This window comes from Streptomyces sp. ME02-8801-2C, from assembly GCF_033793965.1.
Classification (GTDB): domain Bacteria; phylum Actinomycetota; class Actinomycetes; order Streptomycetales; family Streptomycetaceae; genus Streptomyces.
This window is the reverse complement of record NZ_JARAXP010000001.1, coordinates 704,329-725,920: the sequence shown is the minus strand read 5'-3', so window position 1 is coordinate 725,920 and position 21,592 is coordinate 704,329. Positions and strand designations below refer to the sequence as shown.

The window sequence follows — 21,592 nt, the reverse complement described above, 5'->3', positions numbered from 1 at the left end:
CCGACGAGAGCACGACGGGGATTCCGGGCCGGCATGTGAGCATACCGTCACCACCCGTTCACCCTCCGCCCCGGTCCACCGGGGTGGAGCGGGGACACGTGAGTTCCGGAATGAAGAACAGGGGCGCGCTGCCGTCGTCGGGACGTCGGCCCCGACGCGCCTCACAGGGGAGGAGATCCCCCCTGACCTGCGTCGACTTCCCACGACCGCTACACAGAAGGCCCCCGCAGTGCCGACCACGCGGAACGGCAGCTCAGCCGGTCAGAGCCAGCCCTTGACCTTCTCCACGAGACGGGCGGGATCAGGGTCGACCACCCGGACGTTCAACTGGGTGACACCAGCGGCGCGGATCGCCTCGATGCGCTCGCGTACGTAACCCTCGGGGCCGCGCAACGACACAAGTTCCGTCAGCTCGTCGGGAACAGTCGCCTCCGCCTCCCTCTTCCGCCCGGACAGGTAGAGGTCCTGGATCTTCTCGGCGGCTTCCTCGTAACCGTACGCGCGGGCCAGGTCGTTGTAGAAGTTCTTGCCCTTGGCGCCCATGCCGCCGAGGTAGAGGGCGATCATCGGGCGGAGCAGGTCGCGGGCGGCTGCCGCGTCCTCCCCCACGGCGAGGAGGCTGCCCGCGACGATCTGGAGATTCCCGCGTTCCGCAGGCCGACGTGCCAGTCCCTCGGTGAGTGCGCCTCCCCAGACCTCTCCGGCCTTCTCGGGGATGACGGCCGGAACCGCGGGCTTCGGCTTCGGCAGCGGCGAGGTGTGGGGCCTGCACCTCGCGTGGAGCGGCAACCACCGGATCCTGGCCGAGCGGCTGCCCGCCGGCCGCCCGGCCCTCGCCGCCGGTGAACTGCTCCTTCCGGGCGAGGTGGTCCTCGGCCCCGGCGAGGAGTACACCGGCCCGTGGCTCTACGGCTCCCACAGCGACCAGGGCCTGGACGGACTGTCCGCCCGCTTCCACGACCGCCTCCGCGCCCGCCCCGGGCACCCACACCGGCCCCGACCGGTGGTGCTCAACACCTGGGAAGCCGTCTACTTCGACCACGACCTCGACACGCTCACTCACCTGGCCGACCTCGGCGCGCAGGTCGGCGTGGAGCGCTTCGTCCTGGACGACGGCTGGTTCCGGCACCGCCGCGACGACCGGGCGGGCCTCGGCGACTGGTACGTCGACGAGACCGTCTGGCCCAGCGGCCTGCGCCCGCTGATCGACCATGTCCGCGCGCTCGGCATGGAGTTCGGCCTGTGGGTCGAACCCGAGATGGTCAACCCCGACTCCGACCTGGCCCGCGCCCACCCCGAATGGATCCTGGCCACCGGCGCCCGCACCCCCGCCGACCGCCGCTCCCAGCAGGTCCTGGACCTCACCCACCCCCGAGGCGTACACCTACATCCTGCAGCGGCTCGACGCCCTGCTCACCGAGTACGACATCGCCTACCTCAAGTGGGACCACAACCGCGAACTCGTCGACGCCGGCCACTCACCGGACGGTGAACCCGCCGTCCATCGTCAGACCCTCGCCGTATACGCCCTGCTGGACGAACTGCGCACACGCCACCCGGGCCTGGAGATCGAATCCTGCGCCAGCGGCGGCGGCCGCGTCGACCTCGCCATCCTCGAACGCACCGACCGCGTCTGGGCCAGCGACTGCAACGACGCCCTGGAACGCCAGTCCATCAACCGCTGGACCCAACTGCTCCTGCCACCCGAACTCGTGGGCTCCCACATCGGCGCCGCCCGCTCCCACACCACCGGCCGCACCCACGACCTCGCCTTCCGCGCCGGCACCGCGCTCTTCGGCCACCTCGGCATCGAGTGGGACCTCACCCGCGCGAGCGAGAGCGAACGCGCCGAACTCGCCCGCTGGGTCGCCCTCCACAAGCAGCTCCGCGGCCTGCTGCACACCGGCCGTATCGTGCGCGTCGACCACCCCGACCCGGCCCTGTGGGCCCACGGCGTCATCTCCCACGACCGGACCGAAGCCGTCTTCGCCCTCGCCTCCGTGGCCACCCCGGTCACCGCCCACCCCGGCACGCTGCGGCTGCCCGGCCTCGACCCCACCACCACCTACCGCCTGCGCCCGCTGCCCCCGGCCGACCAGGCCCCCGGCATGGAACGCGGAACCCCCGCCTGGTGCACCAAGGACGGCATCACCCTGCCCGGCAGCGTCCTGGAACGCGTCGGAATCCAGATCCCCAACCTCCACCCCGAACAGCTCATCCTGCTCCACCTCACGAGCCGCTGAACCTCCGCCAACTGCTCGAAGCCGTAGGACTGCAGTCCCTGCCCCGTAGGAGGCGCCTCGATGACAGCGACGGACTGGTTGGTCATCGACGGGTGACCGTGATGTGCACAGTGACTCTGACCTGTACAAGCAGGTCACGAACATGTCGCTGACGGGCTGCAGGGCTCCGCTGCTGCGGGTTCTGGTGGCTACGCGATCATGTGCGGCATGGACAGACGATCAGAGGGCGAGTTCGTGGGGGCAGCCGCCGCGGTCACACGGGAGCCCGTGGTGGACGGCCTCGCGAACCTCCCGGCGCTGCTCCGCACGCTTCCGCTGCCTCCTCCCAGCCCGCCCGCGCCGTCCTGAATCCGACACCCCCCGGAGGCGACTGGCGTGCGAAGGGACACTGGGCGTGGCGCGCAGCCAACCACCGATGATCAACTGTTCATCAAGCCGTGTGCGCCGGCGGCATCCCGGCCCCCGCCCTTGTCGCGTCGGTGCCCCAGCTGGCCAGCAGTCGTAGTGCCTCCGCGGACGGGGAACCGGGTTCGGCGTGGTACGTCGCCAGGGTCTGTTCATGGTCGTCGGCCAGGTGGAACGACTCGAGACGGAGGTCGAGTTCGCCGACGAGCGGGTGGTGCAGGCGCTGGATGCCGTGGCACTTGTCCTTGACGTCGTGGGCGGCCCAAAGCCGTCTGAACTCCTCGCTCTTCACGGAGAGTTCGCCCACCAGCGCGGACAGCCGGGGGTCGTTGGGATGGGAGCCGGCATCCAGGCGCAACTGAGCGACGACGTCGTTCGCTTTGCGCTCCCAATCCACGAACAGGTCGTGGTACTCGGGCCTCAGGAACACCAGCCGCGCCCAGTTCCGCTCGTGCGCGGGCAGCTCGGCCCAGTCGCCGAAGACGGCTGCGGCCATCCGGTTCCAGGCGAGGATGTCCCCCCGCCGCCCCACGAGGATCGCCGGGCCGCCTTCCATGGTGTCCAGCAGCGTCCGCAGGGGGCCCCGCACCTGCTGGGTGCGGCCGGCCGGCTTCTTCTTCTGCTGTTTCGGCTTCGCCAGGTGTGCGAGGTGGGCGTGCTCGGCGTCGCTCAGCCTGAGCGCGCGGGCGATGGCGTCGAGGACCTCCACCGACACGTGCTGCCCGTTGCCCTGCTCCAGGCGCGTGTAGTACCCCACCGACACCCCGGCCAGCTGCGCCAGCTCCTCGCGGCGCAGCCCCGGCACCCGCCGGTGCCGCCCGAAGTCCGGCAGGCCCACGTCCTCCGGCTTCAGCCGGGCCCGCCGGGTGCGCAGGAACTCACTGAGCTCGGCACGCGGGTCCAGAGCGCCGTCGGCGGGCTGGTGCACCGGTTCGGGGTATTCGTCCATGCCTCCGAGTATCCACGGTCGGACGCACACCAGCCTGCCCAAGCCAGTGGTAGGCACAGCGGAGGTACACAAAGCCGTGACCTGGGTGAATACCGGATCGTCCAGCACGCTGAAGCCCGTGCCCGGCTGGAAGGCAGCCGGGGCGTGACTGGCATCAGGAACGGAGTACACCCATGACCGCGACACAGGGGACCGAGTCGAGGACGCGCCAGAGTGACACGGCCGCGGAGGTGGTCGGCCGCCTTCGTGCGACGTTCAACACCGGCGTCACCCGCCCACTGGACTGGCGTGTCAACCAGCTGCGGCGGCTGAGGGCACTGCTGGTCGAGAACGAGCAGGAGCTGATCGAAGCCCTCTGGGCGGATCTGAGGAAGAACGCCGCCGAGGCGAAGACGCAGGAGATCGACTTCACCGTCGCCGACATCGACGAGACGCTGGCGAATCTCGAGAGCTGGCTGCAGCCTCGCCCGGTGGAGGTTCCCGCCCACTTCGGCGGTCCCGCGACCACGGCCTACACCAAGTACGACCCGCTCGGGGTCGTCCTGGTGATCGCGCCGTGGAACTTCCCGCTGCACCTTCTCATCGACCCCATCATCGGCGCACTGGCCGCCGGGAACACCGTGGTGGCCAAGCCGAGCGAGATCTCGGTGCACACATCGGCGGTGGCTTCACGCCTGCTACGTGAGTACTTCGACGCCGACGTGCTCACCGTCGTCGAGGGGGGAGCCGAGGAGACGACGGCCCTCCTGGAACAGCGTTTCGACCACATCTTCTACACCGGCAATGGCGCGGTCGGCCGGATCGTCATGGCGGCAGCAGCCAAGAACCTCACCCCGGTCACGCTCGAACTCGGGGGCAAGTCGCCGGTCTTCGTGGCGCCCGACGCCGACGTGGACGAGACCGCGAAGCGGCTGGTCGGCGCCAAGTTCGGCAACGCGGGGCAGCAGTGCATAGCCCCCGACTACGTCCTGGCCGATCCTGCCACCGCCGCCGCACTGGTTCCCGCCCTCCGCACGGCGGTCGACGCCCAGTTCGGCACCAGCCCGCAGACCGCGGCCGACTTCGGACGGATCATCAACGAGCGGCACTTCGACCGGCTCACCGCTCTGCTGGACTCCGGCCAGGCGGCGGTGGGAGGCCGGCACGACCGTGACGACCTGTTCATCGCACCGACCGTGCTCACCGATGTCGACCCCGCATCGCCGGTCATGCAGGAGGAGATCTTCGGTCCGATCCTCGCCGTCGTCGAAGTCGAAGACCTCGATGCCGCCATCGCCTTCATCAACGAACGCGACAAGCCCCTCGCGCTCTACGCCTTCACCGAGTCCGAGGCCACCAAGTCGCGCCTGGTGAACGAGACGTCCTCCGGCGGCGTCGCCTGGGGCCAGCCGGTGATGCAACTGCTCATGACCGGCCTGCCTTTCGGGGGCGTGGGCGAGAGCGGCATGGGCCGGTACCACGGCCGGTATTCCCTGGAGACGTTCAGCCACCTCAAGGGTGTCGCGGACGTCCCGCTCAACTAGCCTCGTTTCGTGAAACAGGCTGTCCGATGGGCGATCGGCCGGCAGAAGTGCCATCGGTCCGCTTCGCGGTGGCGCGTCGAGGTAGTCGGTCGCGGCACGGCCTGCAGACACCGATCCGTACCGACTCCGGCGGCGGCACCCATGACTTCGTCACCTGGCTGACTGCTGATCGTGCGCAGGGAACGAATGCCCTACTCCTGCGGGCAGTTGCGCTTGACCGGCGTCGGCGCCGGCGCCGGCGCCGGCGGCATGCGGCTCTCACCGCGTTCGCCGCCAACACCACCACCCTCTGCGTCGCAGACTTTCATCCCGTATTCCTCCGTATTGCAGAAAGAAGGAAACCCATGGCTGTCGATATTTCAGAAGTTTCTCCCTCTTCATCACTTTTCTCCCCCATCTCCCTCGGGAAGATCGAGCTCGCCAACCGCGTCGTCATGGCACCGATAACCCGGGTCCGGGCCGGTTCCTCCGGCATCCCCGGGGACCTCATGGTCGAGTACTACCGGCAGCGGGCGAGCGTCGGAATGATCATCACCGAGGGCACCTATCCCGACCACGCGTCGCAGGGGTATGTCGGTGAGCCGGGCATCGCCACCGACGAGCAGGCGGCCGGCTGGCAGCGGGTGTTCGAGGCGGTGCACGCCGAGGGCGGCCGCATCGTCCTGCAGATCATGCACGCCGGCCGCGGCACCCACCCCGACATCAACGGCGGCCGCCGCGTCCTCGCCCCCAGCGCGATCGCCATCGACAACAAGACGTTCACCGAGAAGGGCGAGCAGCCCTACCCCGTACCGGAGGCGATGACCACCGCGGAGATCCGGGCGGCCCTGGAGGACTTCGTCGCCGCGGCCCGCCGGGCCGTCGAGGCGGGAGCGGACGGCGTGGAAATCCACGGTGCCAACGGCTACCTGCTCCAGGAGTTCCTCTCCCCCGCGGCCAACCAGCGCACCGATGGATACGGCGGCTCGCCGCAGAACCGCGCCCGCTTCGTCGTCGAGGTCGTCACGGCGGTCGCCCAGGCCATCGGTGCCGAGCGGGTCGGGCTGCGGATCTCGCCCGAGGTCGACCTCGGGGACGTCTTCGAGACCGACCGGGACGACGTCCTGGCCACCTACGGCACCCTGCTCGACCAACTGCGCCCGCTGGGCCTGGCCTACCTCTCCGTACTGCACGCCGAGCCGGGCGGCGACCTCGTACAGGAGCTGCGGCGGCGCTTCGACGGCAAGCTGATCGTCAACAACGGCCCCTTCGGAGGGCAGACCACCCGCGAGCAGGCGCTCCAGCACATCGAGGCCGAGCACGCCGACGCCGTGGTCGTGGGCCGGGCCCTCATCGCCAACCCCGACCTGGTCGAGCGCTGGCAGGGCGGCCACCCGGAGAACGAGCCGCGACCGGAACTGTTCTACGGGCCGGGCGCCGAGGGCTACACCGACTACCCCTTCCTCGAAACGGCTTGACGCCCACGGTCACGCCGGCGATCACGGACTCGAGGACCGCCGGCGCGGGGACGGGACTCCGCTGGGGACGCTCGTGATCGAACGGAAGTCATGGACAGGGTTTACAGCTGTCCCTAACTCGCACAACAAGCAGAGAACGGGGCCGAGCGCCCCACCTCCAGCGAACTCCTCGTCTACGGCGTGGAGAAGTGGACCACCACCTCGTACACCGGTGATTCGACCGCGGTCTCCGCTCAGCAGGGCGGCACCGCGACCCGGACTCTCACCGACGCACGGCGACGGGACATGGAGAGGCGCGAACACGCGGGCCCCAACCCGGCCGACAGCCCTCTCCGCGGCCTGGCCGGCCGGGTCTCACATCTGCGCCGTGGGCGCGCGGAACACGGTCCGGCCGGCCTCGTCGACGGCGGCCAGCGCCCCGGACGGGGTCCGGCGGGCCGTCAGACCGGTGCTGTGCATGCCGAAGTCGAGTTGCTTCGGGGCCTTGTCGGCCGCCGCCCTGGGTGTCCTGACGACCAGGACGTGCTGGAAGCCCTCGACGGTGGCGGTCACTTTGAGGTCAACGTCCGGCACATCGGGGTGCCGGTTCCGCCGCGGCCGCCGCAGCAGTCGTGGCAGGCGGTGCGGTCAGATGGGATCCTTACCTCCGCTTGTGCGCGCGGTCGGGTACCCGCCGCGCAACGGTGTTCCCGGCATCAGCCGGTCAGTTGGTTGATCTTGCGGATCTGCTTGTCGAAGGCCCGGGCGGGGACGAATCGGCGCAGTGCGCTCACGCGTCCGGCCATGGAACCCGCGGTGTAGCGCAGCTTCGGCCTGGCGTCGGTCGCCGCCGCGACGATCGCCTTGGCGACGACGGCGGGGTCGTCGCCGTTCCTGACCGCATCCGCCAGCACGCGGTCGACGGCCTGCCGCTGCTTGGCGTAGGCGTGCAGGGGCGTCTCCGGCTTCGCGCTGTTGGCCTCGAACCCGGTCCTGGTGTAGGCGGGTTCGACGATGAGCGCCCGGACGCCGTGATCACGGACCTCGTGGTCAAGGGACTCGGTGTAGCCCTCGACCGCGTGCTTGGAGGCGGCGTAGGCGGCCATGTACGGCTGGGGTATGAACCCGAGTACGGACGAGATGTTGACGATGCGCCCGCGTCGCGCGGCACGCATATGAGGCAGGACCTCCTTCACCAGCCGCACGACGCCGAAGACGTTGGTGTCGAAGACGGACTGGGCCTGTGCGACGGAGGTCTCCTCGGCCGCGCCCGTCGAGCCGACGCCGGCGTTGTTGACGAGGACGTCGATCCGCCCGAACCGAGCGATCACCTGCTGGACCACGCCGGTGACCGACGCGTCGCTGGTCACGTCGAGGTCGAGAAACGTCACACCGCCGAGCGGAGTGACGCGCGATGTGTCACGACCCGTGCCGACCACGTCGAACCCCGCCGCGACCAGCGCGGACGCGGTCACCCTGCCGATGCCGGACGACGCACCCGTCACGAGTGCCACCGGTCGATCCGTCGTCATCACGCACTCCTCACCATCGAGAAACCAGTCGGTTTCCGCACTCCTCACACCGTAAACCGATCGGTTTCCGCACGCAAGCCAAGCAGGAGAGGAGAGATCGCACGCCTGCCGCCGATCCGTCAGCGCACGCCTGCCGCATCGAGCAGTGCGGTCACCGTGGGCGCGATGAGCCCCGGCAGACTGTCGGCGCCGATCCCGGCGCGGGCGCTGGCGCCGTCGAAGACCAGGCTGAGCTGCCGGGCCAGCAGGTCGGGGTCGCTCGCCCCGCCCCGTTCGGCCTCGGCACGGAAATAGCCGGTCAGGTTCTCCTTGACCTCGAGGGCGACCCGGCTCGCGGGGTGCCCCTGATCCTTGAGCTCGATCTGCGCGGCCAGATACCGGCAGCCGCGGAACTCGGGTGCGCCCGCCTGCGCCTTCACCTGGTCGAAGACGTGCAGGATGCGCTCGCGGGGCGCCCGGTCGTCGCCCGCCGGGGGCAGGAGAGCCGCGGCGAACGCGGCAGCACCTCCCTTCAGGCTTTCCGCCAGGAGCTGATCCTTGCTGTCGAAGTACTGGTACATGGAGCGCTTCGACACTCCGGCCGCTTTGCACAGCGCCTCGACGCCGACGCCGACGCCGTCTCGATAGGTGAGCCTGGCCGCTGCCTCCAGCAGCCGCTCCCTGGGGCTTGGTTTCAGTTCGGTGGTCATGTTGCGAGATTAACTCGAATCGGACGAAATGAAAACCGATCGGTTTCCGACCTCACCCCCACCCCCCTCCCGTCGGGCTTGCATTGAGAACCCGATCGGTTTACTGTGCTGGAAACCGATCGGTTTCTCATTCTTCTTTTCGTGGAGGCAGTCATGACCGCACTCAAGGGCGCCAACGTGTTCGTCACCGGCGGCAGCCGTGGCATAGGCAAGGCCCTGGTGGAGGAGCTCTACGTGCGCGGCGCGGGCAAGGTCTACGCCACCGCCCGCGACCCGCGCACCGTGACGCATCCCGACGCCGTCCCGGTCGCCCTCGAGGCCACCGACCCGGCCTCCGTCGCTGCAGCGGTCGCGCAGGCCCAGGACGTCACCGTACTGATCAACAATGCCGGCGGCTCGAACGGCGCCTCCTTCCTCAACTCCCCGGTCGAGGACGTCCGCCAGGAGTTCGAGACCAACTTCTACGGCCCGCTGCTGGTCACCCGCGCCTTCGTGCCGGTCATCGAGGGCAACGGCGGCGGACACATCCTCACCATGCACTCCGTGCTCTCCTGGATCGCCCTCGGCGGCGCCTACGGTGCCGCGAAGGCCGCCCTGTGGTCGCAGTCCAACTCCCTGCGCCTGGAGCTGCAGCCGCGCGGTATCTCCGTCACCGGACTGCACATGGGGTACGTGGACACGGACCTGACGGCCGGCGTCGACGCGCCCAAGGCAGACGCCCGCGACATCGCCGTACAGGCCCTCGACGGGGTGGAGACGGGAGCGTACGAGGTGCTCGGCGACGACATCACACGGCAGGTCAAGGCCGGCCTGGCCGCGGATCCGGCCGGGCTTTACCCCCAGCTCGCGAAGTAGGCCGAGCGCGGCCGGGGGCCGAGCGCGGCCGGGGGCCGAGCAGCTCCTGGCGTCGCAGTCGCCGGGGCGGAGCGGGCGTCCGGCCGGCGGCCGGCTGTGAAGACCTCTGCCTCCATGTACCTCGAATCCGAATAGGTCACCTGGGCACTCTCTCGCCCGGCATCCAGCGGCCTCGGCCTGATCGTGTGGTCCTTCCAAGGACCATCCGACCAGGCCGAGGCCGCTGACGCGTGCGCTCCCCCTCCCCGGCCGGTCTCGCCCCGGTCCGGCGGTGCGGGCCGAGAATGGCGGGTTCTGACCTCTTGACACGTCCTCGTAACGCAACTTAACGTTCGCGAAAGTTTCAGTCAACCGGTTTCCTCAGACGGAAATAACCCATCAAGTCCGAGCAGAGCCCATGAAGCCGGTCATATCGATATCGCTGGATGTCGGCCACAGTTGACGCGAAGTCAACCGGGCCGAGGAGCCGCTCCCGGCTCGCCGCCGACGCGACCACAGTCGCACCCGCGGTCCACTGACATCGGTGCGCGCACGGCCCGCACGTCTCCGGGCCCCCACATCTCCGTGCCCTCCATCGGCGGGCACGCCCGACCGCACGACCGCAGACCGGTGTCCTGGGGCACCGTCGTACTCACTCCTGGGAAGAACCGATGACAGCCGTTGCCCGCCCCCTGTTCCGCGACCCCGTTCGCCGAAGCGTGGCCGTGAGGGTCCGTCGTGCGGGGATGATCCCCGTCGTCGCCGCCGCGCTCCTGCTCGTCGGCGCGTGCCGGGCCGAGGTGCCGGCGGACTCCGGTGTGACCCTGCTCGACGGGGACCGGATCTCGGTCTCCGGCCCGACCATCGTCTCGGCCCTGCCCATCGACGACCAGGGCGACGTCGACGCGGCGACGGCCCGGAGTCAGATCCCGTCGCTCAAGAGCGTGGCGCTCCAGTACCCCGACGTCCGGGTCCTCGTCACCGACTCGGACGGGCACACGACCGAATCCGCCCTCCAGAACTTCGCGGCGAACTGGGCCCTCCCGCCCGAACTCGTGGTCGCCGCGGACTCCGCATCCGTGGGTGCGCAACCGCCCACGGACGGACAACTCCACACCCTGCTGATCGGGGCCGACGGACACGTCGCCGCCGAATGGTCGAACCAGGCCGCTCCGACGCAGGCCCTCGTCGCCGCACTCCGCAAGGCGACGGCGAGCCCCTCCACCCCTTCCGACAATGTCGTACGGAAAGAAGCACCATGAGACAAGTCGCAGAAATCAGACGGCTGTTCGTAGGCGCGGTCGTCACCATGCTGCTCGCCTGCGCCGCGGTGGCCCTGACACCGGCCGCCCCGGCCCACGCGGCGGGCTCGGCGTATTACGTGGACTGCTCGGCGGCGTCCAACGGGACCGGAACCTCCTCCGCGCCGTGGAACTCGCTGGCGGGCCCGAACGCGACGACGTTCGCCCCCGGCGACCAGTTGCTGTTCAAGCGGGGAACGACCTGCACCGGCCTGCTGCACCCGCTGGGCTCGGGCAGCGCGGCCGGCGGATCGATCACCATGAGCGCCTACGGCACCGGCGCCCTGCCGGTCATCGCCGGGGGCGGCGGCACGGACGCGATCTATCTGTACAACCAGGAGTACTGGGAGATCTCCGATCTGGAGGTGACCAACACCGGCGCCGTGAAGGGCGCGAACGCGCGGCGCGGCGTCTACGTGGTCCTCGAGAACTTCGGGACCGGAGACCACTACAAGGTCAGCAACCTCAACATCCACGACGTCAACGGCAACCAGTCGAAGGAGGTCGACGGCAGCGCCGGAATCCTCTTCTCCGTCATCGGGACCACCACCCCCAGCGCCTTCAACGACGTCGACATCGACGGCAACACCGTGGCCAACATCGCCCGCAGCGGTATCAACATGTCCAGCACCTGGCTCTGCCGTCAGTCCATAGGCTGCAACAACCCGGCCTGGACTCCCTGGAGCGGCGTCGTCGTCCACAACAACACCGTCCATGACACGGACGGTGACGGCATCGTCGTCCAGATGTCGCAGAACGCCCTCATCGAGCACAACGTCGTCTACAACGCGGCGAAGGCCCCCAACGCGGCGAACGCCGGCATCTGGGCCTGGGACTCCGACGGCACCGTGATCCAGTACAACGAGGCGTACGGGACCCAGAAGAACACCGGGAACACCGACGGCCAGGGCTTCGACGTCGACTACGGACAGGACGGCACCGTCGTCCAGTACAACTACAGCCACGACAACGCGGGAGGGTTCATCCTCTTCTGCGGCTGCGGCGGCGGATCGCACCTCGCGAGCAACGCGGTGGTCCGCTACAACGTCAGCGAGGACGACCGTCTGCGCGCCATCACCATGGACGGCTCGCAGGACTCGGCGTTCTACAACAACACCATCTACCTGCCGTCGGGTTCCACCGCCAACGTCCTCGAGGTCACCGGCGCCTGGAACGACCTGACGCTCGCCAACAACATCATCTACAACCTGGGCAGCGGCGGTTACGTCTACACGGCGGGCCAGCCGGCCTCGAACTTCGCCTGGCGCAACAACCTCTTCTACGGCAACCACCCGGCCAGCGAGCCCTCCGACCCGGGGAAGATCACGGCGGATCCGCTGCTCTCCTCGCCCGGCAGCGGCGGTACGGGCATCAACAGCGTCGCGGGCTACCAGCTCACCGCGTCGTCGCCGGCCATCGGCGCGGGTGTCGTCGTACCGAACAACGGCGGCAAGGACTACTGGGGCTCGACCGTCCCCGCGACCTGCGCACCCGACATCGGCGCCGACCAGTTCAGCACGCCCTCCGACGCGACCTGCCTCGCCAACGAGAACCTCGGCTTCGAGAAGGGGACGACCTCGGGCTGGAGCGCGTGGAACTCCGCCTCGGTGGTGAGCACGGGCGCCCACTCCGGGACTTACGCGGGGCGTGTCGGGCCGTCGCCCGCCTCGCTCGAACAGTCCGTCCCCGTCGCGCCCCGGACGACGTACCGCGTCTCGGGCTGGGTGAAGTCGGCGGTCGCCGGCGAGGTCATGAACGTCGGCGTCAAGAACACCGGTGGTCTGGAAACGGTGGCGAGCTCCAGCGGCACCTCCTGGACGTTCGTCTCCGCCGACTTCACCACCGGGGCGACGAACAACACCGTGCGGCTGTACTGCTACAAGAGTTCGGGCACGGGTAACGGCTACTGCGACGACATGGCCGTGACCCCCGTCAGGAACTACGCGATCAACGGCAACTTCGAGTCCGGTCACACCGTGCCCTGGCGCAACGGCGACTTCTCGCTCACGGGCACGGCGGCCAACGGCAACGCCGCCGGGCTGACCAACGCGTCCCTGAGCTCGGCCTCCCTGTTCCAGATCATCACCGGCCTCACGCCGAACACCACCTACCGGCTGACCGGCTCCCTCGCGAGCCAGACCGCCGGCACGACGACAGCACTGGAGGCCAAGCTGTACAACGGCAGCGCCGTCACGAGTGCGTCGACCACGTCGAGCACCTACTCGAAGCAGTCGACGACGTTCACCACCGCCGCGGGCGTGACCTCCGCCCGTATCTACTGCCACCTCGTCTCCGGAAGCGGCGACGGCTACTGCGACGAGGTCACCCTGACCCAGCAGTGACCGACGGCGTGGGCGTCCCGCACGGGCCAGGACCGTGCGGGACGCCCACGCCTGTGGCGTGACCGTACTGCCGGTGCCACGGTCACCCCCGTTCGGGTGTGGTGCGTGACGCGGACGAGGGCCGACCATGTCGCGTGACAGCGTCGTCGCCCGCACAGGAGCAGTACGTGACAGAGATGCAGATCGAGTTCGATGTTCCGGCTGAGATGCGTGACGGCACCGTGCTGCGCGCCGATGTCTACCGCCCCGGAGGCACGGGACCGTGGCCGGTGTTGCTGAGCCGGCTGCCGTACGGGAAGCAGATGCCCCTGGCGGTCGCGGTCCTCGATCCCCTGACGGCGGCCCGGCGTGGCTTCATGGTGGTCATCCAGGACACCCGTGGCCGGTTCGCCTCCGAGGGAGAGTGGGACCCGTGGACCCACGAGGAGAACGACGGGTACGACACCGTACGGTGGGCCGCCGCCCTTCCCGGCGCGAACGGCTCCGTCGGCATGATCGGCGCCAGCTACTTCGGCCACACGCAGTGGATGGCGGCCCTGGCCAAGCCACCGGAGCTGAAGGCGATCGCGCCGGTCGTCGCATGGTCCGACCCGGACGACGGACTGTGGACACGCGGGGGCGCGATCGAGCTCGGCATCACCGCGCCCTGGACCCTCATGATGGGCGCCGACGCCCTGATGCGCCGGCACGGCGCCGACCCTGCCGCGCTCGTCGGCGGCATCGGCGGTCTCGTGCAGGATCTCGACGGCCTGGCCGACGGCGGCTACGGCGAACTGCCCGCCGGGCGATACCCCGCGTTCGCCCGGCACGACCTTCCCGAGCTGGGCTACGAGCGTTCCCGGCGCGAGCCCGGCTGGGCGCGCACGTGTCGGGTCGCGGGCCGGCACGACGAGGTCGACCTGCCCACCTTCCACGTCGGCGGCTGGTACGACATCTTCACCCAGGGCACACTCGACAACTTCTCCGGCATGCGCCGCGCCGGCCGGTCCGCCACGCTGATCATGGGTCCGTGGTCTCATGCCAACCAGCAGCACGTCATAGGCGACGTCAACTTCGGGTTCGCCGCGAACTCCGCCTTCATGGGCATGCGCGGACCTCTGAACGGCCTCCAGCTCGACTTTTTCCAGCGCACGATCGGCCATGGGGAGGCTCTGGAGCCGGACACGGGCAAGGTGCTGCTGTTCGTCATGGGCGTCAACCAGTGGCGCGAGGAGACGGAATGGCCTCTGTCGCGGGCCGTGGACACGGACTTCCACCTGCGCGCGGACGGACGCCTGACGCAGGAGCCGCCGGCTGCCGCCGAGCAACCCGAGGAGTACGCCTACGACCCGATGGACCCGGTGCGGACCACCGGCGGGGCGCTGCTGATGACGGACGAGTTCCGTCCGGGGCCCCTCGACCAGCGGGACGTGGAGGCGCGTGAGGACGTTCTGGTCTTCACGACCGAACCCCTCGCCGAGGACCTCGAGGTCACCGGCCGCGTCAAGGCCGTGCTCTTCGCCGCCACGGACGGGCCCTCGACCGACTGGGTGGCACGGCTGTGCGACGTCGACGAGAAGGGTGTCTCCCGCAATGTCACCGACGGCGTCGTGCGGGTGCGCGCGGCGACGCCGGGCGAGGCGGCCGAGCATGTCGTGGACCTGTGGTCGACCAGCATCGTCTTCCGGGCAGGCCACCGCATACGCCTGCACGTCACCTCCAGCAACTTCCCCCGCTGGGACCGCAACCTCAACACGGGTGAACCCGAGGACAGCGCGACCACGGCCCGGGTGGCCCGACAGCAGGTCTTCCACGACCCCGCCCGACCGTCCCGGATCGTCCTGCCGGTGGTGGCTCGGGCCTGAGCAGCGGCGCGATGGTGGGAGGCGCCCCCCTCCCACCTGGCCGGCCTCGCGACGATCGACACCCGGCTCGACGTCAGGGCAGGCGGGGCAGCTCGTCCCGTGCCGAGTGGCTGAGGATGCGCAGGTCCTCGGCGAACCGTTCGAAGTCCTCGGGCGGCAGTGGCGCCACGAAGTAGCGGCGTATGTTCTCCACGTGGAGCCGGGACGCCCGTACGACGGTCTCCTCCCCCAGCGGCGTCAGCCGTACCAGCCGGCCGCGCCGGTCGTCCGGGTCCTCGGCGCGCTCGACCAGCCCGGCCGCCGCCATCCGGTCCACCAGACGGGTCACCCCGCCCGTGGTCAGCACCTGCTCCTGGGCGACGGCCCGCATGGACAGCCCCGGCCCTCCCGCCCGCCCCAGGATGAGCAGCACCTCGAACATGAGGTGGCTGATGCCGCACTCCTGCTCCAGAGACCGGCCGAGGATGTACTCGAGCCGGTTCGCCGCGCCCTGCAACCGCCCGAACGCCAGCACCAACGCGTTGTTCGCGGCTTCCTGAGGCGAAGACAACTCCGCCGGTTCGGCCATGTCACCACCTCGTCCCTCGTTCTCCGCAGCTCGCATCCACCGATCATGCCGTGTATCCGGCAGTGGAGCGCACCGCCCCCCGGGAAGCCCCTGGAAGCCCCTGGAAGCCCCTGGGAAGGAGGGCCAGATTTAGCAGAGTGCAAAATTTACCCTGAGCAATGATCGAATCCGTGCTGACTTCCGTACCTCCTGGCGTACGACCGCTCACACCAGGAGGTCCCATGCCCATCTCGGCCAAGAAGGCCGGAAACCTGTTCGTGTTCGGCGCGCTGGGTCTGACCCTCGCCGCGCTGGCCTACCCCGCCATGGTCGGGGTGCAGAACACGACGAGTTCACCGAACCGGATCGTCGCCAACACCCGCTACGGCCCGCTGACCGAGGCCGACCGGGACTTCATCGTCAAGGTGCGCGCGGCGGGGCTGTGGGAGTACCCGCTGGGCGAGATGGCGATGCAGCGGGGCACGAGTCCGGAGATGAGGGAGGCGGGCAAGCACCTGATCGTCGGTCACGCGGGGCTCGACGAGATGTGCCGGAAGGTCGCCCCGGAGCTGGGGGTCACCCTGCCCAACCAGGCCTCGCCGCAACAGCAGCAGTTCGTGGCCACCGCGGACGCGGCCACCGGGAAACAGTTCGACTCCACCGCGGTCACCATCATGCGGGTGACCCACGGTCAGATCTTCCCGACCATCGCCAAGATCCGCGCCACCACCGAGAACGTCATGGTCCGGGCGCTGGCCGACCTGGCCAACGACACCGTCCTCGACCACATGACCGTGCTGGAGAACACCGGCCTGGTCAATATCTCCCAGGTGAACTTCCAGCAGAGCACGCCGCCCAAGCTGCCCAAGGACGACACGACCCCACCGCCGCCCCTGCAGGGCGCGCCGATCGTCGCGCTCACCCCACGCCCGGACCTGAACATCAACACGGCAGCCCCGGCCCCGACGGGGCTGTCCGCTCCGTCGCCGTCAGCGGGCTGAGAGGGGCGGGATCCGATCGGCCCGGGTGCCCTCCGCCGCCGGGCACGGCGTCACACGATCACCGTGTCCGCCCAGCCGAGCGGGTGCGGCTCCGTGTCGTCCGCCGCCGGGGCCGGGGGCTCGCCGCCCGCCTCGCTGAAGGCAGTGAGCGCCTCGACTAGTGCAGCCCGCTGGGTCGGGGCGAGGCGTGCCACGATCGCCGCGACCTCGGTCCGCCGCCGGGCCATGACGTCCTCGACCGTGCGACGCCCCTCCTCGGTGAGGCCGAGCTGTGTCTCACGGCGGTTGTCGGGGTTGAGGTGCCGTTCGGCGAGGCCTGCCGCGATCAGCCGGTCGACCATGCGCATCGCGGTCGACGGGGCCACCTGGAGCAGGTCGGCGAGCGTGACCAGTTTGGTGTCACCGCGGGTGGACAGGACGACCAGCATCCGGAACTGCGGGAGCGTCACGCCCTCCTCGACCTCGGCGAGGGAGCGGGCGGAGACCGCCATCAGCAGCCGCGACGCGGTCAGCACCGCACGGGTCACCGCGTCAACATCGTCCATGTCCCCTGCGGGGGTCTCGTGCACGCCCATGGTTCCTTTCTACCGTGCCGGAGCGACCGCTCCCGCACGCGAGGGGAACAGATTTCCTCACCCCGGACCGTCACGGCGGACCGGAACCCCCGGCGGTGATCAGGCGGTTGTAACGTGACCGGATGCCGGACAACGACGCGAGCACCTCGAACAATTCGTACGACGGATACCGGGAACTCGGCGAGGACGCCTGGTCGTGGGTGCTGGACCAGGTCCGTGAGGACGACGGCCCCTGGCTGCCCGAGACGGTGTCCGAGGACGCGGCGCGGGACGGTTCGGACATCGCGCCCGGGAAGGACCGCGACTGTCTGTACGCGGGCATCGCGGGCCTCGCCCCCGTGCTGGCCGAGATCGCCCGCTACCGCGAACCGACCGACCGGGAGCGGTCGTTGGCGGCCGGCATCGTGGCGAGGCTGTCGGCGAAGGCGGCGGAGCGGACGGAACCGTCGCTGTACGACGGTCTCGCGGGCGATGCGACGGCGCTGCGGCTGCTCGCCCCGGGCACGGAGTCGGTGGCGCTGCGACGGCTGGCGGAGCTGGCGACACCCGACGGCTGGCGGACCACCGTGCAGTTCGAGGCCGGGTCCGACGCGCCCCTCAACGACATCATCATGGGCAGCGCCGGTGTGGTGCTGACCGCGGTCTGGGCGGGCGGCGAGTTCGCGGAGTCGATCGCGACGACGGGCTGCGAGGCGCTGCTGCGGGTGGCGGACCGTACGGCGGCGGGCCTGGACTGGGGCATCGGGGCCACTACGGAGTGGCGGGCGCCCAACTACTCCCACGGCACGGCCGGGGTGGCCTCCGCGCTGGCCGTTGCCGGGGCGGCACTTGGCAGGGAGGACTTCGTCGAGGCCGCGGTCCAGGGGGCCCGGCATGTGCTGTCGGTGGGTTCGCTGGACGACGGCGGCTTCGTCGTTCCGCACACGATCCCGCCGTCGAAGCGGGAGGTGGAGCCGGTGACGTACACCTGGTGCCACGGCCCGGCGGGCACCTCGCACCTGTTCACGGCGCTGGCCCACGCGGGCGTGACGGAGGTGGCGGGTCATGGCGTCGGCGAGCTGCGGCAGCGCTGTCTGACGTCGATCCTCACCTCGGGCCTCCCGGAGCGCCTGCGCCCCGGGTTCTGGGACAACGACGGCCGCTGCTGCGGCACGGCGGGCGTGGGCGACGTACTCCTGGACGCGGCACAGGACTGCACGGACGCGGCCACGGCGGCGACGCTGGTGCGGGGGGCCCGCACGATGGGGGACGCGCTGGCGAAGCGGGCGGTGAGAGACGCAGCGGGCACCCGCTGGCGCTTCGTCGAGTACCGCAAGGAGCCGCCGCTGCTGCCCCCGAACACCACATGGATGCAGGGCGCGGCGGGCATCGCGGCGTACCTCCTACGGCTGTCCCGCTTCCTGGAAACAGGACCGCGGTCACCGGTGGTGGACCGCCCCGACCAGTGGTGGGCGGTACCGGGGCGGTTGCGTACGGCGGGGGGGCCGGACCGAGGGCTGAGCGCACCCGAGGCAGGTCGCTCATGTCAGGGACTGTTCCGCCCAGATTGTTTTGCCGGTTCTGGTGTGTCTTGTGCCCCAGCTGGTGGTGAGCTGGGCTACCAGCAGGAGGCCCCTGCCGCCCTCGTCAAAGGTTCTGGCTCGGCGCAGGTGTGGTGAGGTCGAGCTGCCGTCGGTGACCTCGCAGATGAGTGTGCGGTCGTGGATCAGCCGGAGCTGGATCGGGTCGGCGCCGTAGCGGATGGCGTTGGTGACCAGTTCGCTGACGACCAGTTCGGTGACGAAGGCGGCCTCATCGAGGCCCCACTGCTCCAACTGGGCGACGGCATGCCTGCGTGCCTCGGCGACCACCTCGAAGTCGGCCGGCAGGTCCCAGACGCGGACCTGGCCGGCGTCCAGCGCACGGGTGCGGGCCAGCACCAGGGCCACGTCGTCGTCGGGATGCTCGGGCAGCAGGGCGGAGAGGACCTGGTCGCAGCCGTCCTCCAGCGAGGCCCCCGCGCGGTGACCGGCCGCGAGGGTCCGGGCCAGCAGGGCGATCCCGAGGTCGGGGTCGGGCTCGGCGGCCTCGACAAGGCCGTCCGTGAACAGGGCGACGAGGGTGCCCTCCGGCAACTGGATCTCGGTGGTCTCGAAGGGCAGCCCGCCCACCCCGAGCACCGGACCGACGCCCACGTCCACGACCCGCGTCTCGCCGTCCGGCAGGACCAGCACGGGCGGCGGATGGCCCGCGCTGGCGACGGTCAGCTCACGGGAGACCGGGTCGTACACCGCGTACAGGCAGGTCGCCCCGGTGGCGCCGACGGCCACCCGGGCGCCGCCGGTGGCGTTGTCGTCGTCGGCGGCGAGACGCAGGACCAGGTCGTCGAGGTGGGCCAGGAGTTCGTCGGGCGGCAGGTCGACGTCGGCGAGGGTCTGGACCGCCGTACGCAGTCTGCCCATGGTCGCCGACGCCTGGATGCCGTGGCCGACCACGTCGCCGACGACGAGGCCGACGCGGGCGCCCGAGAGCGGGATGACGTCGAACCAGTCGCCGCCGACCCCGGCGCCCGAGTCGGCGGGCAGATAGCGGGAGGCGACGTCCACCGCCGACTGCCGGGACGGCCCGCGCGGCAGCAGGCTCTCCTGGAGGGCGAGGGCGGTGGTCCGCTCACGGGTGAAGCGGCGGGCGTTGTCGACGCACAGGGCGGCACGGCTCGCCAGCTCCTTCGCCAGCACGAAGTCGTCCTCGTTGAAGACATCGGACCGGGTGCGCAGCAGGACGGCCACCCCGAGTGTCGTGCCGCGCGCGATGAGCGGCACCGCCACCAGCGAGGTGACGACGACTCCGCCCAGGCTCTGGGCCCGTACGGGCGCACTCGCCATCCACTGGTCGAAGTCGGCGGCCCCGCTGCGGCTGAGCACCGTCTGCCCGGTGCGCAGCGCCCGGGTGGGCGGGGAGTACGGCGGGTACGTGTCGGTGCTGCCCAGGCCGAGCACGGCCCCGGGCCCCCACTCCGTACCCGTGGCGTGGGCGACCCTGCGCAGCACGACCTCGCCGTCCGGGCCGGCGTCGGCGGGCTCGTCGCCGCGCATGACCGCCTCCAGCAGGTCGACGCCGGCGAAGTCGGCGAACCGGGGCACGACCAGGTCGGCGAGTTCCTGGGCGGTGCGGTCGAGGTCCAGGCTGGTGCCGATCGACACGGCCGCCTCGTCGAGCACCGCCAGCCGCTGCCGCGCCCAGGGCTGCTCGCTGCTGTCGAACCCGGCCATGCCGACCGCGCACACCTCGCCGGAGGCGTCCCGCACGGGCCACAGCTCCAGGTTCCAGGCGTGCTCGCGGATCCCGGAGGGCGCCCGGGTGAAGCTCTCGTAGTGCGCGGGTTCGCCCGTGGTGGCCACGTCTTTCAGGGCCTGCAGCGTGCCGCGCCAGTCCACGTCCTCCGGAACGCCGTGCGGGAAGACCTGGCCGCGCAGCACGTCCTCGTCGACGCCCATCACCTGGCAGGCCACGTCATTGAGCCGCCGGTACCGCTGCTCGATGTCGAAGACCGACATCGAGTACGAGGCCTGCCGGAACGCCTGTTCCACCAGGTCGCGTCCGTCCTGATGTTCGTCGTCAGCGTGCGCGGAGACCATGGAATCAGTGTCCTCCCCCCGCCCGAACGGCAACAACCGAACACGTCCGAACGCGCTCAGTGGGCCCAGTCGCCCCGCACATGCCCCAGATGCCGGGTCATCACGGCCCGTACGCGCTCCGCGTCCCGCGCGAGGAGCGCGTCGAGGATCTCGAAGTGCTCCTCGGCGGTCGACTTCAGCAGACCGCGTTCGGCCAGCGCGGTCAGCCCGTAAAGGCGGGACCGTTTGCGCAGGTCGCCGACGACCTCGACCAGGTGCTGGTTGCCGGCCAGGGCGAGCAGACCGAGGTGGAATCGGCGGTCGGCCTGGACATGGGCGATGAGGTCGCCGCTGTCCGCCGCGGCCACGCTCTCCTCCGCGTGCGTGCGCAGTGCCTCCAGCGCGGCCGGGTCGGCGGTCGCGGCGAGGCCGACGGTCGTCGGGATCTCGATCAGCGACCTGATGTGGGTGTACTCGTCGAGCTGCCGCTCGGAGACGGTGGTGACCCGGAAACCCTTGTTGGGCACGGGGTCGATCATGCCCTCCTTGACCAGGTCGAGCATGGCCTCGCGCACCGGGGTCGCCGAGACGCCGAAGCGGGCGGCGAGCGAGGGCGCCGAGTAGACCTCGCCGGGCCGCAGCTCACCGGCGACGAGCGCGGCCCGCAGCGCGTCGGCGACGCTCGCCCGGTAACTGGGCCGGGGCCCGCCGATGCTGGGCAGGGCGGGGCCGGTGCGCTGAGCGGCCATGGGCTCTCCTGGATGGAACTCGGGAC

General features: G+C 70.4%; 19 protein-coding genes and 1 pseudogene. 11 read left to right on the top strand and 9 right to left on the bottom strand.

Annotated features, from left to right (window positions below; all coding sequences use genetic code 11):
- Nucleotides 1-261: 261 nt before the first annotated feature.
- Nucleotides 262-789 carry an LLM class flavin-dependent oxidoreductase gene (locus PV396_RS03140; protein WP_319200016.1) on the bottom strand — a complete coding sequence of 176 codons (528 nt, stop codon included), beginning with the start codon at nt 787-789 and terminating at the stop codon, nt 262-264.
- Between PV396_RS03140 and PV396_RS03135 the strand changes: the two genes are divergently transcribed.
- The 3 genes from PV396_RS03135 (at nt 677) to PV396_RS03125 (ending at nt 2,591) form a co-directional block, all read left to right on the top strand.
- Entirely contained in the window at nt 677-1,492 is an 816-nt protein-coding gene (locus PV396_RS03135; RefSeq protein WP_319200015.1) for an alpha-galactosidase, read from the top strand. The genes PV396_RS03140 and PV396_RS03135 overlap by 113 nt on opposite strands.
- Entirely contained in the window at nt 1,389-2,243 is an 855-nt protein-coding gene (locus PV396_RS03130) for an alpha-galactosidase (protein ID WP_319200643.1), read from the top strand. Before PV396_RS03135 ends, PV396_RS03130 begins: the two co-directional genes overlap by 104 nt.
- Nucleotides 2,244-2,450: 207 nt before the next feature.
- The gene (locus PV396_RS03125) at nt 2,451-2,591 is read left to right on the top strand and encodes a hypothetical protein (protein ID WP_319200014.1); all 141 of its coding nucleotides are present in this window, start codon (nt 2,451-2,453) and stop codon (nt 2,589-2,591) included.
- A gap of 82 nt (nt 2,592-2,673) precedes the next feature.
- On the opposite strand, the gene PV396_RS03120 is transcribed toward PV396_RS03125, so the two are convergent.
- The gene (locus tag PV396_RS03120) at nt 2,674-3,597 is read right to left on the bottom strand and encodes a helix-turn-helix transcriptional regulator (protein ID WP_319200013.1); all 924 of its coding nucleotides are present in this window, start codon (nt 3,595-3,597) and stop codon (nt 2,674-2,676) included.
- Between the two features lie 173 nt (nt 3,598-3,770).
- Here PV396_RS03120 and PV396_RS03115 point away from each other — a divergent pair, with 173 nt between their 5' ends.
- Complete coding sequence (locus tag PV396_RS03115) at nt 3,771-5,120, top strand: aldehyde dehydrogenase family protein (protein ID WP_319200012.1); 1,350 nt, start codon at nt 3,771-3,773, stop codon at nt 5,118-5,120.
- A gap of 344 nt (nt 5,121-5,464) precedes the next feature.
- Entirely contained in the window at nt 5,465-6,577 is a 1,113-nt protein-coding gene (locus PV396_RS03110; RefSeq protein ID WP_319200011.1) for an alkene reductase, read from the top strand.
- A 354-nt stretch (nt 6,578-6,931) separates the two neighbouring features.
- Here PV396_RS03110 and PV396_RS03105 read toward each other — a convergent pair whose 3' ends face one another.
- The 3 genes from PV396_RS03105 to PV396_RS03095 form a co-directional block, all read right to left on the bottom strand.
- The gene (locus PV396_RS03105) at nt 6,932-7,129 is read right to left on the bottom strand and encodes a hypothetical protein (protein ID WP_319200010.1); all 198 of its coding nucleotides are present in this window, start codon (nt 7,127-7,129) and stop codon (nt 6,932-6,934) included.
- A gap of 143 nt (nt 7,130-7,272) precedes the next feature.
- Nucleotides 7,273-8,088, bottom strand: a complete 816-nt coding sequence (locus tag PV396_RS03100) for an oxidoreductase (protein WP_319200009.1) — start codon at nt 8,086-8,088, stop codon at nt 7,273-7,275.
- Nucleotides 8,089-8,207: 119 nt separating this feature from the next.
- On the bottom strand, nt 8,208-8,777 hold the full coding sequence (locus PV396_RS03095; protein WP_319200008.1) for a TetR/AcrR family transcriptional regulator: 570 nt from the start codon (nt 8,775-8,777) through the stop codon (nt 8,208-8,210).
- A 153-nt stretch (nt 8,778-8,930) separates the two neighbouring features.
- Between PV396_RS03095 and PV396_RS03090 the strand changes: the two genes are divergently transcribed.
- The 4 genes from PV396_RS03090 to PV396_RS03075 all read left to right on the top strand — a co-directional run bounded on the left by PV396_RS03090 (nt 8,931) and on the right by PV396_RS03075 (nt 15,098).
- Complete coding sequence (locus tag PV396_RS03090) at nt 8,931-9,632, top strand: SDR family oxidoreductase (protein WP_319200007.1); 702 nt, start codon at nt 8,931-8,933, stop codon at nt 9,630-9,632.
- A 650-nt stretch (nt 9,633-10,282) separates the two neighbouring features.
- Nucleotides 10,283-10,873: a hypothetical protein gene (locus PV396_RS03085; protein WP_319200006.1), complete on the top strand. Its 591-nt coding sequence runs from the start codon at nt 10,283-10,285 to the stop codon at nt 10,871-10,873.
- Nucleotides 10,870-13,254: a carbohydrate binding domain-containing protein gene (locus PV396_RS03080; RefSeq protein WP_319200005.1), complete on the top strand. Its 2,385-nt coding sequence runs from the start codon at nt 10,870-10,872 to the stop codon at nt 13,252-13,254. The genes PV396_RS03085 and PV396_RS03080 overlap by 4 nt, the downstream gene beginning before the upstream one ends.
- 176 nt (nt 13,255-13,430) lie before the next feature.
- Nucleotides 13,431-15,098, top strand: coding sequence for a CocE/NonD family hydrolase (locus tag PV396_RS03075; RefSeq protein WP_319200641.1), 1,668 nt, complete (start codon nt 13,431-13,433; stop codon nt 15,096-15,098).
- Between the two features lie 73 nt (nt 15,099-15,171).
- Here PV396_RS03075 and PV396_RS03070 read toward each other — a convergent pair whose 3' ends face one another.
- Nucleotides 15,172-15,666, bottom strand: coding sequence for a MarR family winged helix-turn-helix transcriptional regulator (locus PV396_RS03070; RefSeq protein ID WP_319200004.1), 495 nt, complete (start codon nt 15,664-15,666; stop codon nt 15,172-15,174).
- Between the two features lie 221 nt (nt 15,667-15,887).
- Here PV396_RS03070 and PV396_RS03065 point away from each other — a divergent pair, with 221 nt between their 5' ends.
- Nucleotides 15,888-16,646 (top strand): DUF4142 domain-containing protein, encoded by a 759-nt coding sequence (locus PV396_RS03065; RefSeq protein WP_319200003.1) that lies wholly within the window; start codon nt 15,888-15,890, stop codon nt 16,644-16,646.
- A 50-nt stretch (nt 16,647-16,696) separates the two neighbouring features.
- Here the strand turns inward: PV396_RS03065 and PV396_RS03060 are convergent, their stop codons facing one another.
- Nucleotides 16,697-17,221, bottom strand: a complete 525-nt coding sequence (locus PV396_RS03060; RefSeq protein WP_416071322.1) for a MarR family winged helix-turn-helix transcriptional regulator — start codon at nt 17,219-17,221, stop codon at nt 16,697-16,699.
- 122 nt (nt 17,222-17,343) lie between these two features.
- Here PV396_RS03060 and PV396_RS03055 point away from each other — a divergent pair.
- Nucleotides 17,344-18,600 (top strand): annotated as a pseudogene (locus tag PV396_RS03055) (lanthionine synthetase LanC family protein); the annotation flags it as partial.
- A 141-nt stretch (nt 18,601-18,741) separates the two neighbouring features.
- Here PV396_RS03055 and PV396_RS03050 read toward each other — a convergent pair.
- Complete coding sequence (locus tag PV396_RS03050; protein WP_319200002.1) at nt 18,742-20,838, bottom strand: SpoIIE family protein phosphatase; 2,097 nt, start codon at nt 20,836-20,838, stop codon at nt 18,742-18,744.
- A gap of 56 nt (nt 20,839-20,894) precedes the next feature.
- The gene (locus PV396_RS03045; RefSeq protein ID WP_319200001.1) at nt 20,895-21,566 is read right to left on the bottom strand and encodes a GntR family transcriptional regulator; all 672 of its coding nucleotides are present in this window, start codon (nt 21,564-21,566) and stop codon (nt 20,895-20,897) included.
- Nucleotides 21,567-21,592: the final 26 nt, after the last annotated feature.

What these genes read in the sequence shown, in the direction of transcription:
- PV396_RS03125 (WP_319200014.1), top strand. Translation starts at nt 2,451, where the DNA reads ATGGACAGACGATCAGAGGGCGAGTTCGTGGGGGCAGCCGCCGCGGTC.
- PV396_RS03120 (WP_319200013.1), bottom strand. Translation starts at nt 3,597, where the DNA reads ATGGACGAATACCCCGAACCGGTGCACCAGCCCGCCGACGGCGCTCTG.
- PV396_RS03115 (WP_319200012.1), top strand. Translation starts at nt 3,771, where the DNA reads ATGACCGCGACACAGGGGACCGAGTCGAGGACGCGCCAGAGTGACACG.
- PV396_RS03110 (WP_319200011.1), top strand. Translation starts at nt 5,465, where the DNA reads ATGGCTGTCGATATTTCAGAAGTTTCTCCCTCTTCATCACTTTTCTCC.
- PV396_RS03100 (WP_319200009.1), bottom strand. Translation starts at nt 8,088, where the DNA reads ATGACGACGGATCGACCGGTGGCACTCGTGACGGGTGCGTCGTCCGGC.
- PV396_RS03095 (WP_319200008.1), bottom strand. Translation starts at nt 8,777, where the DNA reads ATGACCACCGAACTGAAACCAAGCCCCAGGGAGCGGCTGCTGGAGGCA.
- PV396_RS03090 (WP_319200007.1), top strand. Translation starts at nt 8,931, where the DNA reads ATGACCGCACTCAAGGGCGCCAACGTGTTCGTCACCGGCGGCAGCCGT.
- PV396_RS03085 (WP_319200006.1), top strand. Translation starts at nt 10,283, where the DNA reads ATGACAGCCGTTGCCCGCCCCCTGTTCCGCGACCCCGTTCGCCGAAGC.
- PV396_RS03080 (WP_319200005.1), top strand. Translation starts at nt 10,870, where the DNA reads ATGAGACAAGTCGCAGAAATCAGACGGCTGTTCGTAGGCGCGGTCGTC.
- PV396_RS03075 (WP_319200641.1), top strand. Translation starts at nt 13,431, where the DNA reads ATGCAGATCGAGTTCGATGTTCCGGCTGAGATGCGTGACGGCACCGTG.
- PV396_RS03070 (WP_319200004.1), bottom strand. Translation starts at nt 15,666, where the DNA reads ATGGCCGAACCGGCGGAGTTGTCTTCGCCTCAGGAAGCCGCGAACAAC.
- PV396_RS03065 (WP_319200003.1), top strand. Translation starts at nt 15,888, where the DNA reads ATGCCCATCTCGGCCAAGAAGGCCGGAAACCTGTTCGTGTTCGGCGCG.
- PV396_RS03060 (WP_416071322.1), bottom strand. Translation starts at nt 17,221, where the DNA reads ATGGGCGTGCACGAGACCCCCGCAGGGGACATGGACGATGTTGACGCG.
- PV396_RS03050 (WP_319200002.1), bottom strand. Translation starts at nt 20,838, where the DNA reads ATGGTCTCCGCGCACGCTGACGACGAACATCAGGACGGACGCGACCTG.
- PV396_RS03045 (WP_319200001.1), bottom strand. Translation starts at nt 21,566, where the DNA reads ATGGCCGCTCAGCGCACCGGCCCCGCCCTGCCCAGCATCGGCGGGCCC.